The organism is Streptomyces sp. NPDC005784 (genome assembly GCF_042871525.1).
In the GTDB taxonomy this organism is placed as follows: Bacteria; Actinomycetota; Actinomycetes; order Streptomycetales; family Streptomycetaceae; genus Streptomyces.
The window spans coordinates 1-12,534 of sequence record NZ_JBIAIQ010000046.1; the positions used below are offsets into that span (position 1 = coordinate 1).

Annotated in this window: 10 protein-coding genes and 1 pseudogene; 7 read left to right on the forward strand and 4 right to left on the reverse strand. The window is 67.7% G+C overall.

Annotated elements, in window-relative coordinates; all coding sequences use genetic code 11:
* The 3 genes from ACFYR3_RS39575 to ACFYR3_RS39585 all read left to right on the forward strand — a co-directional run.
* The coding region (locus tag ACFYR3_RS39575) for a DDE-type integrase/transposase/recombinase (protein WP_389286914.1) at positions 1–642 on the forward strand (642 nt) is incomplete at its 5' end.
* Positions 643–716: 74 nt separating this feature from the next.
* Entirely contained in the window at positions 717–1,916 is a 1,200-nt protein-coding gene (locus tag ACFYR3_RS39580) for an IS30 family transposase (RefSeq protein WP_389286916.1), read from the forward strand.
* On the forward strand, positions 1,897–2,211 hold the full coding sequence (locus tag ACFYR3_RS39585; RefSeq protein ID WP_389286918.1) for an integrase core domain-containing protein: 315 nt from the start codon (positions 1,897–1,899) through the stop codon (positions 2,209–2,211). The genes ACFYR3_RS39580 and ACFYR3_RS39585 overlap by 20 nt, the downstream gene beginning before the upstream one ends.
* Positions 2,212–2,565: 354 nt before the next feature.
* Here ACFYR3_RS39585 and ACFYR3_RS39590 read toward each other — a convergent pair whose 3' ends face one another.
* From ACFYR3_RS39590 to ACFYR3_RS39600, 3 genes are all read right to left on the reverse strand, one after another.
* Complete coding sequence (locus tag ACFYR3_RS39590; RefSeq protein WP_389286920.1) at positions 2,566–3,489, reverse strand: Ku protein; 924 nt, start codon at positions 3,487–3,489, stop codon at positions 2,566–2,568.
* A gap of 146 nt (positions 3,490–3,635) precedes the next feature.
* Positions 3,636–3,848: a hypothetical protein gene (locus ACFYR3_RS39595; RefSeq protein ID WP_389286922.1), complete on the reverse strand. Its 213-nt coding sequence runs from the start codon at positions 3,846–3,848 to the stop codon at positions 3,636–3,638.
* A gap of 77 nt (positions 3,849–3,925) precedes the next feature.
* Positions 3,926–4,294: a DUF6233 domain-containing protein gene (locus ACFYR3_RS39600; RefSeq protein ID WP_389286924.1), complete on the reverse strand. Its 369-nt coding sequence runs from the start codon at positions 4,292–4,294 to the stop codon at positions 3,926–3,928.
* Positions 4,295–4,811: 517 nt separating this feature from the next.
* On the opposite strand from ACFYR3_RS39600, the gene ACFYR3_RS39605 reads away from it, so the two are divergent.
* Positions 4,812–5,996, forward strand: a complete 1,185-nt coding sequence (locus ACFYR3_RS39605) for a hypothetical protein (protein ID WP_389286926.1) — start codon at positions 4,812–4,814, stop codon at positions 5,994–5,996.
* A gap of 155 nt (positions 5,997–6,151) precedes the next feature.
* A complete protein-coding gene (locus ACFYR3_RS39610; protein WP_389286927.1) occupies positions 6,152–6,685 on the forward strand; it encodes a class I SAM-dependent methyltransferase in 534 nt (177 codons plus the stop codon).
* A 72-nt stretch (positions 6,686–6,757) separates the two neighbouring features.
* Here ACFYR3_RS39610 and ACFYR3_RS39615 read toward each other — a convergent pair.
* A pseudogene (locus tag ACFYR3_RS39615) lies at positions 6,758–6,878 on the reverse strand (transposase); the annotation flags it as partial.
* 300 nt (positions 6,879–7,178) lie between these two features.
* Here ACFYR3_RS39615 and ACFYR3_RS39620 point away from each other — a divergent pair.
* On the forward strand, positions 7,179–7,835 hold the full coding sequence (locus ACFYR3_RS39620) for a hypothetical protein (RefSeq protein ID WP_389286929.1): 657 nt from the start codon (positions 7,179–7,181) through the stop codon (positions 7,833–7,835).
* A gap of 977 nt (positions 7,836–8,812) precedes the next feature.
* Positions 8,813–12,361, forward strand: coding sequence for a LamG-like jellyroll fold domain-containing protein (locus ACFYR3_RS39625; protein ID WP_389286931.1), 3,549 nt, complete (start codon positions 8,813–8,815; stop codon positions 12,359–12,361).
* Positions 12,362–12,534: the final 173 nt, after the last annotated feature.

The window sequence follows — 12,534 nt, forward strand, 5'->3', positions numbered from 1 at the left end:
CAGGTCTTCTCCGACTCACACGAGACCTACGGCTACCGGCGTGTCCACGCCGCGCTCCAGCGGATGAACGTGCAGGCCGGAGCGGAACTGGTCCGCGCGCTGATGCGCGAGCTCGGCCTGGTGCCATGCCAGCCGCGGCCCTGGCGGGCGACCACCATCGCCGATGACGCGGCGCCGGCCACACCCGACCTGCTGGCCCGCGACTTCACCGCTGACGCTCCCGGCCGCAAACTGGTCAGCGACATCACCTACGTTCACACCTGGGCCGGGTTCCTCTATCTCGCGACCGTCATCGACTGCCACACCAAAGCGGTAGTCGGCTGGGCAATGGCCGACCACATGAAGACCTCACTCATATCGGATGCACTCGATATGGCCGCCCGGAACATCGACCTCACCGACGGCTGCATTTTTCATTCCGATCGTGGCAGTCAAGGCGGATTCAACTGGTCGTCGCAACACCTTGATCACGGAGGTGTGCGATGGGACGGAGCAAGCGACGAATGCCGAAGTTGCCTGCGGGTGCTCGGCGGCAGTGGGCGGCGGATCGGGCGTTGCGACCGTCGATGCGTTCGCCAGGCCGACCGGAGCCGTCTCGTGCGGTGCAGCGGGACTTCTGGCGGCGGATCGCGTCGGGAGTGACGACGGCAGAGGCCGCGGTGGCTGTTGGCGTTTCATGGCCGGTCGGATCCCGGTGGTTCCGTCACGCTGGCGGCATGCCGCCGATCAGCCTGGATGAGCCCACGGGCCGCTACCTGTCGTTCGCCGAGCGGGAGGAGATCGCGCTGCTGCGCGCCCAGGAGATCGGCGTGCGCGAGATCGCCCGCAGGATCGGACGCGACCCGGGCACGATCTCACGCGAGCTGCGCCGCAACGCGGCGACCCGGAGTGGCAAGTCGGTTTACCGGGCCCTGGTGGCGCAGTGGAAGGCGCAGCAGGCCGCGAAGCGTCCGAAGACCGCGAAACTCGTGGGCAACGACAGGTTGCGTGAGTACGTGCAGGATCGGCTCGCCGGCAGTGTCCGTCGACCCGACGGCACGATCGTCACCGGGCCTGAGACGCGCGCCTGGAAGGGCTTGAACAAGCCGCATCGGCAGGACAGACGATGGGCGATGGCGTGGAGCCCGGAACAGATCTCGCACCGACTTGGTGCCGACTTCCCCGATGATGAGTCCATGCGCATCAGCCACGAAGCGATCTATCAGTCGCTGTTCATTGAGGGCCGTGGCGCGCTCAAGCGGGAACTGGTCGCATGTCTGCGCACTGGCCGGGCGCTGCGGACTCCCCGTTCCCGGGCGCAGAACAAGCCGCAGGGGCATGTCACCGCGGAGGTCGTCCTCAGTGAACGCCCCGCCGAGGCTGCGGACCGTGCGGTCCCCGGGCACTGGGAGGGAGATTTGATCATCGGGACGGGCCGGTCCGCGATCGGCACGCTTGTCGAGCGCAGCAGCCGGTCCACGCTCCTGGTGCACCTGCCTCGGCTGGAGGGCTGGGGCGAGAATCCGCCCGTGAAGAACGGTCCCTCGCTCGGGGGCTATGGCGCCGTCGCGATGAACACGGCGCTTACGGCGTCGATGGCGCAGTTGCCCGAGCAACTGCGCAAAACCCTCACCTGGGACCGCGGGAAGGAACTCTCCGGGCATGCCCAGTTCGCCGTCGAAACCGGGACGAAGGTGTTCTTCGCCGATCCGCACTCGCCCTGGCAACGACCGACGAACGAGAACACGAACGGGCTGCTGCGTCAGTACTTCCCGAAGGGCACCGATCTGTCCCGGTGGTCGTCCGCAGACCTCGAAGCCGTCGCCCTGGCGATCAACAACCGGCCCCGCAAGACCCTCGGTTGGCGGACACCAGCCGAGGTCTTCGAGGAGCAACTACGCTCACTACAACAGCCCGGTGTTGCAACGACCGGTTGAACTCGCCCAATACACGTCTCGCGAACTTCGTTGCAAGCTGCGCTCGTTGGGCCTGCGAGCGTCGGTCGGCCGCACCGGTGTCTGCTGGGACAATGCGATGGCCGAATCATTCTTCGGCGCCCTCAAAAACGAACTCGTGCACCGAACTACGTTCCCGACACGCGCACACGCCCACCGGGCGATCGTCCGCTACATCGAGATGTTCTACAATCGAAAACGCCTCCACTCCGGACTCGGCTACAAGACTCCCGCAGAAGTCCACGCCGAGTACGAGGAGTTGCAGGCAGCGGCATAGGTAGAACCCTCAACGCCGCTGTCCGAGAAGCGCAGGGCCCCTCATTGCAGCCCCCCGCCGAGGGATAGCGGATGAAGTCGGACGCCCTGCTCTGCATCGTCATCACCGTGTTGCTCCGCCAACCGCAGATGTGGCACCACGGAGTCCATACCCGCAACACCGTGCGAATCCTTTCCCCGGCTACAGTCTCACGAACTGCAGCGACCTTGGCGCCGCGGCCCGCTGCGCAACGAGGCGCCGCGCAACAGCATCACCAACGCCCGGCCGCGGGGCGGACCTTCGTGAAGGCTGTGGAGGCACGCACAACCGTTGTTCGGCACACGACCAGATCTGTTCAGCTGGTGGTGAGCAGGTTCAGGCGCTGCGCCGCGGCTTCCGTCCTGTCGTTTTCTTGGCTGCTTTCTTGGCGGGCTGCTTCTTCGCCGTCTTTGCGGTCGTCGTCTTTTTAGCTGCAGTCTTCTTCTTGGGCAGGTCGTGGACGGTGGCGTCTTCGCCTCGGGACTCGCGGGCCTTGGCCACGGACTCCTTGAGCGCGGCCATCAGGTCGACGACTTGTGCCGGCGCCTCAGGCTCCTCGGCCGTGGGGGGTTCGCGGTTCTCCCGTTTGGCATCGATGAGCTGCTCCACCGCTTCCGTGTACCGGTCGGTGAATTCCTCGCCCTGAAGGTCGTCGCGGGTCAGCCGGTCGATGAGCTGCTCCGCCTGGGCGATCTCGTCGTCGGTGAGCTCGACCTCTTCCGGTTTCAGCTGGGACGGGTCGCGGATCTCGTCGGACCAGCGCATCGCATAATGCAGGACGATGACGTTGTCGCGTACCCGGAGCAGGCCCAGCCGCTCACGGCCGCTCCAGGCGTACTTGGCGACGGCCACCTTCGACGAGCGCTCCAGGGCCTGTCTCAGGAGTGTGTAGGGCTTGGCCGCCACCTGGCCGTCGGGTTCCAGGTAGTAGCCCTCGCCGATCTGGATCGGGTCGATGGAGTCCAGGGGCACGAACGCCTCGATCTCGATGGCCTTCGCGGTGGGCAGCGGTATCTCCCGCAGTTCCTCGTCGAGCACCGGGATGATCGTGTCCTTGCCCCACTGGTAGCCCTTGCCGATCTCGGACTGGGCTACCTCGCGGTCCTCGAGCTCGCAGATCTTGCGGCTCCGTACCCGGCCCATGTCCTCCAGGTGGACCTGGTGGAAGTGGATGCTGTGGTCCTCCCGGGCACTGACCACGTGGATCGGCACGGTGACCAGGCCGAATGAGATGGCGCCGGACCAGATGGTTCGGGGCATGGGAGACCTCCGCGACAAGCCCCGAGGCCTTCAGCCTAGGAGCAGGCGCAGGCCCGGGCGCGGCGAGGCCTTGCCTGAGCGGGGGCGTGGTGGCACCGGCCGTGGGCGGTGAGCCGAGGCTGGATGGGCTGCAGGGCCGTGCGGCATCAGGTGCTTTGCGGGCGGGTGCTGGTGAAGCGGACGGTGGAGCCCCAGTTGTCCTGGACGGGGGCCATGCACCACTGGCACAGGGGCAGGCCGCCGTTGCCGTACTTGTGGGTGCGCCGCTGACAGCCGGAACACGGGCCGACCAGACTGCCGGGGCAGCTGAAGGTGGAGGGGTCCGGTTCACTGATCGGCGGCGGGGGAGCGCTGGTCATCAGGGTGTCCTGTTCCGGGTGATGGGTGGATTGATCACCGCGAAGACAGCCTGAGGCCGGAAGGTGCGGGGTGCCGGTCAGTGGATCGCGGGGGAGGGGGCCGGGCCGGCGGATAAGTCGAGGATCTGCAGCGCGGTGTCCGGCTGGCAGTGACCGCAGGCGCGTACACCCGAGGTGAGGAGGCGGCGTGCTTCGTCGCGCGGGACGGGGCGCCGGCGTTTGCCCGCGGCGTAGCAGCCGCCGACATGGACCTCGATGGGCGGGCGGCCGTTGCCGAGTTCGACGACCCAGTCCGGCTCCTCGGGCTGCTTCTGGCGGCCCTGTGCCTGTTCGGCCTCCCGCTCCTGGAGAGCGGCGATCTTGGTGTCGATGCGCTGCAGCCACATGGCGTGCCACACCCGCAGGGTGAGCAGTCGCGCCAGGTCAGGCGGCAAGTCGTCGAACATATTTCCGATTTTAGATCCAGAGTGTGACGGAGTACGACAGTTTGCGAGTGGTCGCGAGGAAGGACATGGTCGGGGGTCCGGTGGTGCACGATGGTTTGCGAGTTTGGCAGGCCGAAGTTTGCAAGCCCAGAGTCGTGTCGGTCACCTGCCGTGACGGCGAGGCGCGGTAGGGTGTTCGGCCAGGGTGCCCTGCAGCGCCAGGCGGAGTTGGGTCGAGCAGCGTTGGACTGTGGTCGTCTCCAAGGCGCCGCCCGCAGACGTCGGATCCAGCTGGAACACTGCGGACGTGAATCACGAGACCCCCACGCGACCTTGGGATGCTTCCGCCGACACCCTGCCGTCCAGAGCACGCGCAGAACTCACCGGTGCCAACGGGGAGGAGCTACCGCACGTCTGTACGGGTCGGCACAGCGTGCCCGACACGTCGGGCGTTCTCGCCGCGATGCTCGCTGCCGACCCAGTAGATCGGGTGAGGGCAGTGGGAAACCTGTACCGGCTGCTTCTCCATCAAGGGCGCGTGTTCCCCGCGACCGCCCCAGCCGCCCTGATCATCGCCACCCTGCTCGACGATCCACGCACCCTCGCCGTGGCCCGGTGGGAGCGCAGGGCGGGCGAGCGACCACTGCGCGCCGAACTGCTGAACTGGGTGGCCGCGTTCGCGGACATCGCCCGTCTGGATGCCGCAGAGCAACTCGGGGCACCGCAGGACCTGGCCGCGGCACGGGCAGCGCGAGCGGCGCTCCACTCCCACGTCGCGCCCTTCTGCCAGGACGACGATCCACGGGTGAGGGCGGCCGCCATCGCCGCCACCGCCCTGCTGCTCGCCGATCCGCTACTCGCTTCATCCATACCGCGCCACACGCGGCTCGTCCGCAACGTCCTGGCCACGAGCGCGGACTCCTACTACCGATGGATCGCCCGGGAGCGCCTGGCGGCATGGGGCGAGGACGTCGAGGGCCTCATCGCGGCAGAGGATGAACGCTGCGCAACCCTGGCCAAGGCAGGCAGGGTGGCCGAGGACCCGTGGGACGAAGGTAATGAGGCGGCGTTCCGCTGGCTAGCCGAGCAGCCAGTCGACACCGCGGCCCAGGAACTGCCCGGACGCTGGCACCCGGATTGGACCGCGACTGAGCCTGCGGCCCCGCCCGAGCCTGCGCCCGAGGACCCCCTCGCGGTCCCGGGAAGCCAACCGGGACATCAGGGGCCGTGGCGGATCGCGCAGGGTGAGGAGCGCGCAGAGTGGACGTTCACGCCCTTCGTCGGAGTCGGCCCGCTGCACTTCGGCATGACGCTGAAGGAGATCACCGACGCCCTGGACGAGCAGCCGACCGTAACGTCCCACTCCCACGACGGTGGGCGGCAACAGCTTGTCTACGCCGACTTCGCCGCCACCGATATCGGAGCCCTTTTCCGAGACGACCGCCTGGGATGCGTGGCGGTGAACGCGCTCGACGGCCCCCAAGTGAGACTCGACGACGTCCCGTTGACCGGCTGCGTGCCGTCCCAGCTGGAGGACTGGCTTCTCCGCCGCACTGCGCGACTGTCCTACAGCGTCGCAGGCGACCCGATCTGCACCGACCTCGGCCTGGCGATCCGTTCCCAACGGGCCGGCGACATCATGCTGACCCGACCACTCTTCCTGCTACGCGAATGGCACGACCTCTGGCACTCACTGCCCCAAGAGGAATGGAACTTCGTGTAGTGCCCGCGCACATCCACTGCCAACGGGCCCCGGCGCCGAAAACCACACGACATAGCGCGCTCGAAACATGACCGTCGTTGACGGCACGCCACGGTCCACACCCACCAGATGTCCGCGAAACTCCGATCACGGGCCTACCTCGACATCTGCTTCCGGTGTGGCGGCAAGCCGACGCACAGCGGCTGCCGTTCCCGGACGGAGGCTTCGACCTGGTGGTCTGCCAGTTCGGCGTGATGTTCTTTCCCGACCGCATCGAGGCCTTCACCGAGGTCCACCGGGTGCTGGCCCCGGGGGGCCGGTTCCTGTTCAACACTTGGGGCCCGATCGGGCCGCACGCCTTCGAAGTCGCGCTGCAGGCCGGGCTGGAGCGGGCCTTTCCGGTCGACCCGCCGCGGTTCTTCCCGACGCTTCCGCACGGCTACGCCGACCCCGATGTTGTGGCCGCTGATCTGGCGGCCGCCGGTTTCGCCGTCGAGGACAAGCAGGAGCTGACGCTTCAGAGCCGGGCCGCGTCGACCGCCGACCTTGCCACCGGGTACCTCACCGGGACACCGGTGCGCGTGGCCGTTGAGGAGCGCGGCGACGGACCGGCCGTCCGGGCCACCGTCATTGAGGAGATGACGGCCCGTCTGGGCCCGGGGCCGGTCACCGCCCCGATGACGGCGTACGTCTTCCGCGCCGTGGCCTGAACGCAGGACGCGCCCGCGGCTGCTGCGGTGCGGGGCCTCGCTGGGGCGCCTCGCACGGGCGCTTAGTGCTCATCAGGCAACGTTCGCCCTGGTGACGAGCTTGCGTAGCTGCTCGTCGGCCGGCGTGCTTGTTCTGCCAGATGATGTAGCGGCGGATTATGCTGCCCTGCGATTTGTGGCTGGCCTGGTCGGACGCCCGGAACGGGAGGGGGCAACCCTTAGGGCACGGTGAGCTCCACCAATCAGCCTTCGTCGTACCGGTCGTCGTTGACGTCCCGGGACTGTCGTTCAGGTTGGAGTTCACGTTTGGCGACCGAGCCGGTCAACGGCGTGGAGACCTCGCTCACCCAGAGGCCGGCGACTACGCAGGCGTTGGACTGCGTAGTGGCGCCCCCGCATCGTGTCGTGCTGCATTGCGCGGGCCCCGGCCGGTGTGCTGCTGTGCTGACCGTGCAGTATGTGCCCAGCTATTTCCTGCTCGTGAGGGGTCGTCATGCGCTCGAACCGCCGCGCTGCATCGTCCGTACTGCTTGTCGCAGTATTCCTGGCAGGCTGTTCATCTGTCCCGACCGTGTCCCCCTCCATAACTGGGCCATCGAGTACGGGCGCGCGGGGCGGCGAAGGTCCTGCGCGGGCGATCGCGGTCGGCGCCGGCCCGCAGGGCAAGTACACCGTCCAGCAGCAGCCCCCGGCGGGCAGTTGCCATTTCCGGTACGAGAAGGGGGAGCCGCTGGAGGACCCGGCGTGCACGCCGGGTGCGATCTCTCCGGCGGTCACGCAGTCAAACCTGAAGTCCACGATCTGCCGTAAGGGCGGCTACACCTCCGGCATCCGGCCCTCCACATCCGTCACCAGCAAGGAGAAGGCCCTGAACGCGGCCTCGTACGGCTACACAGGCTCCATGCACGATGCCGAGTACGACCACCTCATCAGCCTGCAACTCGGCGGCGACCCCAACGATCCCCGGAACCTGTGGGTCGAGCCGCCGGACCCGGGCCACAAGGCGGGCGGCGGGGTCAACAACCGGAAGGACCCGGTGGAGACGAAACTGCACACCGCGGTCTGCGCCAACAAGATCACCCTCGCCGCCGCTCAGCGCGCGATCGTCACCGACTGGACGACTGCGCTCAGCACGCTCGGCCTCGGCTGAGGCACGGCGCACGGCAGCCGAGCAGGCAATCGCCTGGGCTGGGGCGACTTCAGCGGCGGGCAGCCCGCCGGGGTGCGGCTTCGAGGGAACCGAACTCGTTGTCGGCGTCCTCAACCTCCACAGCAGAGTGGCCTTCGCCACCATCAGGCGCGACTACTGCCGGTTCTGGAGGCTCTGCTTGGTGGACGTCGTCCTGTTCGCCCGAGCATGACTGCCGTGAGGTTGCTTGCCGAACGCTTGGCGGGGACTTCTGCCACCCCACGGTGCGGGTGAGCGTGGAACGTCACGTGAAGAACTTGATCTTCGACACACCCCGGGCGTGCGGAACTCCCGGTATCCCCCTTCGGGGGCTGCGCCATTGTCATGGGGAAGGCACTGCGCGTGCGCACGCCGGTGTTGGCGCAGGCAGGGTAAGAGGGTGTTCTGCCATCCCAGTTCACCGGGTACTACCACGAGCTAGGGGGGCCTTCCCGGCCAGCGGGTCAACGTCGGCCTACTCGATTTCAGCCAATCGATCACCCGGAAGGTGCACCCTTCGCGTGCAACCTGGGGCCGATCCACAGGCCTTGAGCATCGCTCGCCGTCCGTGAGCGCCAGTTGACGGAACGGTGGTACAGCTGCACGGGGAGGGCGGTTGAGGTGCTCAGGGGCTTCTTCACATCCCGTCGCAGCATGAATTCAAGCCAATGTGATGCGCGCCACCGTTGACCTAAATGATCAACGACCACATGATCCCCGCAGTTTCTTGTAAGAAAAATTAAGAAAACGGGTGGGGTGTGCTTTCACAAGAACGTCGGCACCGCTGGCGTCAGGCGATGCGGAGCGGGGCGATAGCCGTCACGCTCCTAGGATGTGCGGTCCCGGTGGCCGGGGCCGGAGCGACTCCGGCACTCGCCGATGACAGGGCGGCCACGACTACGGCTGACAGGACTCCGGAGTCAGAGGCAAGCACTCGTGCGGCCACGACCGGTGAGCGGGTGACCGTGGACGCGGCGACCACCGAGTCGTCCCAGGTCTTCGCCAACCCGGACGGCACCTTCACGCAGGAGATGAACGCAGCCCCGGTCCGTGCCCGCAAGGACGACGGCACTTGGGGCCCCATCGACACCACCCTTGTGCACGAAGCCAGCGGCACTGTACAGGCGGAGAACACCACAGCCGGCCTCACCTTCTCGGGTGGCGGCACCGGCGACGCTCTGGTCACGCTGAAGGACAAAGAGCACTCGCTGGAACTGGGCTGGCCCACCGCGCTCCCCAAGCCCCAGCTCGACGGCGACACCGCCACCTATGCCGAAGTCCTTCCGGACGTGGACCTGAAACTGACCGCGCTCAGCTCCGGCTACACCTCGGTGCTCGTGGTCAAGACCGCTGAGGCGGCAAAGGACCCGGCGCTCGCGACGATCAGGATGACGGTGTCAGGTCACGGCCTGGACATCGCCCCGACAGCTGACGGCGGTTTCGTCGCGCGCGATGGCGACGGCACCCCGGTCTTCGAGAGCCCGACAGGGCGGATGTGGGACTCGGCCGGTGACGCTCCGACCACTGGCACAGCCACGACTGGCGTGACCACGCAATTTATCCGCACAACTTCTTCGGCAGCGGCGGAGACTGAGGGCGAGCCGACGACGGAGACGACCCCACTGCCTGCCGCCGGCGGTGATCCGACCCCGTTGGAGGGCCCCGGCAGCGGTGACGCTGCAGCCGAGCTCCCGCTCAAGGTCAACGGGACCACTCTTGAGATCACGCCCGATCCGGCCCTGCTTCACGGAGAGGACACTGTCTTCCCTCTCTACATCGACCCGCCGACCAAGGGCATAACTCTGGGCGACTGGACGGCTCTGGCTTCCAACGGCACCAAGTACTGGAAATTCGACGGGGACAAGGGTGTGGGGCGCTGCTCCAACTACGCCGGCTACCTCTGTTCGAACAGCCCGTACACCCAGCGCATGTACTTCGAGTACCCGCTGTCGTCGATCCACGGCAAGAAGGTCCTGGACGCGACGATGGAGGTGTACCAGGAGTGGACGTTCTCCTGTGATCCGCACTGGTACGACCTGAGCCGCGTGGACAAGGGCATCTCCTCCAGCACCACGTGGTCGTCCCGCCCCGCCGGGGTGGACCTGATGGGCGACCGGAACGTGGCCTACGGGCGGGGCTCCCTGTGCAGCCCGTCCCAGCCGGCGAACTGGGTGCGCTTCAGTGACAACCTCGACGAGACGAACGAGAACCTGACGACGACGCTCGCGTCCTACGCCGCGGACAAGGCGCCGCAGATCACCTTCTCGCTGACCGCGCACGACGAGTCGGACGCCGGGGCCTGGGCGCGGTTCCGCAACGACGCCAAGCTGTCGGTGACGTACATTTCCTACCCGGACAAGCCGACCTCGTACGGCGTGCAGCAGGGCACCACCGGGCGTGCCTGCAATGCCTCCACGCTGCCGTTCGCGACCAGTGCCACCACGCCGAAGATGCTGGCCACGGTTCAGTCGGCCGACGGCTCCAACGCCCAGTTGCGCGCCCTGTTCGAGGTGTGGAAGGCCGACGGCTCCAGTCGCGCCTGGTACGCGGCTTCGCCGGACAGCGCCTGGGTGGCCGACAATGCGGCCCGTGACGCGTCCTCCAGCGCGCTGCCAGCGCAGACGGACTACCGGATGCGGGTCAAGACGCAGGCGTACTACAAGACGGACCGGGGCGTCACGGGCGTGCTCGACTCCTCCTGGTCGTCGTGGTGCTACTTCCGGGTCGACACCGACTGGCCGCCGCCTCCGGTGGTGACCAGCGCGGACGGCATCTACAAGCCGGCCGAGACCGACCCGGCCGCAGGTGGAGTGGGCACGCCGGGCAAGTTCACCTTCACCCCCGGAGACACCAACCCCACCACTGCAGGCATCCAGTCCGACGTAGTCAGCTACAAATGGAAGCTGAACAGCGGCGCAATTTCGCCCCCGGTCACCGTCGCCAAGGGTGCGGCCACGACCCAGACGATCACGCCGAACCAGGCCGGCGAGAACACCATCCAGGTCTGGGGCTACGACGCGGCCGGACACAGCTCACTCACCGGCTACTACAGCTTCCTGGTGAAGGGCGCCGAGGCCCCCTCGGGGATCTGGCACCTGGACAACTCTCTCACCGATTCCACCACCGCGACCCAGCACCCGCTGACCTCCTCCGGGGCCACCTGGGACACCCTGGCGCGCAGCGGCTCCGGCGCGGCGAAGTTCAACGGCACGACCGCCTATCTGTCCACCTCCGGCGCGGTGCTCGACACCACCAAGTCCTTCACCGTCTCGGCCTGGGCGCGCCTGGAGAAAAAGGACGTCAACTACACCGTCCTGTCGCAGGCGGGCACGAACGCCTCCGGCTTCCAGCTCTACTTCTCCAGTACCTACAACGCCTGGATCTTCAACCGCCATCAGACGGATGTCGCCGATCCAGCGATCACCCGCTCGATCGGCACCAAGCCCCCGGTCCTGAAGGCCTGGACTCACCTGGCGGGCGTCTACGACGCCGCGGCGCAGACGATCCAGCTGTACGTCAACGGCGTCCCGCAGGGCAGTCCGGTGCCGTTCACGGTCACCCCGTGGAAGGCGTCCGGAGGTCTGCAGGTCGGCCGGCTGTGGCACGCGGCGACCGGTAAGGAGAACTTCGCCGGAACCATCGACGAGGTCAAGGTCTGGTCCCGTGCGCTCGCAGACACCGAGGTCACCCACGACGCCTGGCTGGAGGACGAGGACCTCAGCGACGGCACCGCCGGCGACCCGGTCCCGGCGCTCGTCGCCAAGTGGGACGCCACGGACATGGCCAACGCGACCGGCACCACGATCACAGACATCAGCGGCTTCAGCCGGAACCTGACCCTCAACGGAGCTGCGCTCACCCAGTTCACCACCGGCGACCCGGATATCGGCGAAGAGGTCACGACCACGCAGGCGATGACCCTGAACGGCACCAGCGCCTATGCCACGGCCACCGGTCCGGTCGTCGACGACTCCGGTTCGTTCACCGCGACCGCCTGGGTGACGCTGGACCCCGCCAAGCTCGCCGACACCAGCAAGTCGTACGCGGTGCAGGTGTTCGGCCAGTCGGGCACAAGCCAGTCCGCCTGGGGGGTCTGGTACGACCAGCCGGCCGGCAGCACCCAGGGACGGTGGATGTTCGGCCGCCCCGACAAGGACGGCACCGGGGCGGTCTGGACCGAGAGCGAGTCCACCGCGCTCACCACGGCCAGGCTGGGCGTCCCGGTCATGCTGACGGTCGTCTACGACGCCCAGGCGGCAGCCGACCCCGACGACACCTCCAAGCTCGGCGCGCTGAAGCTCTACGTCGACAGCGCCCTGATGGGCGACGAGGACGGCGTGCCGTACTCAGCGCCCTGGCAGGGCGGCGGAGCGTTCGAGATCGGCCGGGCAAAGATCAACGGCGCCGCCGCGCGCTACTTCCCCGGAACGATCGACAGCGTCCGTGTGTGGGCCGGAGCCACCTCCACCGACACGATCGCCAACCGGCGCAACACCGAGCAGCGGTAGGAGCGGGGCGGGACAGGGCGGGCCTTCTTGCCCGCCCTGTCCCGCCCTCTTCTGCTCTGTTTCGTTCCGCTCGCATCGCCCGCGTACCTGCGCGGATGTGCTGTCGAGCTCCGGCGTTCTCGGGCGCGGACACCGCCGCCCGAGCGCTTCCTGCCCCTTTCCATTTCTGAAAA

Coding starts and splice junctions, on each gene's coding strand:
- ACFYR3_RS39580 (WP_389286916.1), top strand. CDS start 717: ATGCCGCCGATCAGCCTGGATGAGCCCACGGGCCGCTACCTGTCGTTC.
- ACFYR3_RS39590 (WP_389286920.1), bottom strand. CDS start 3,489: ATGCCCCGAACCATCTGGTCCGGCGCCATCTCATTCGGCCTGGTCACC.
- ACFYR3_RS39595 (WP_389286922.1), bottom strand. CDS start 3,848: ATGACCAGCGCTCCCCCGCCGCCGATCAGTGAACCGGACCCCTCCACC.
- ACFYR3_RS39600 (WP_389286924.1), bottom strand. CDS start 4,294: ATGTTCGACGACTTGCCGCCTGACCTGGCGCGACTGCTCACCCTGCGG.
- ACFYR3_RS39620 (WP_389286929.1), top strand. CDS start 7,179: ATGCGCTCGAACCGCCGCGCTGCATCGTCCGTACTGCTTGTCGCAGTA.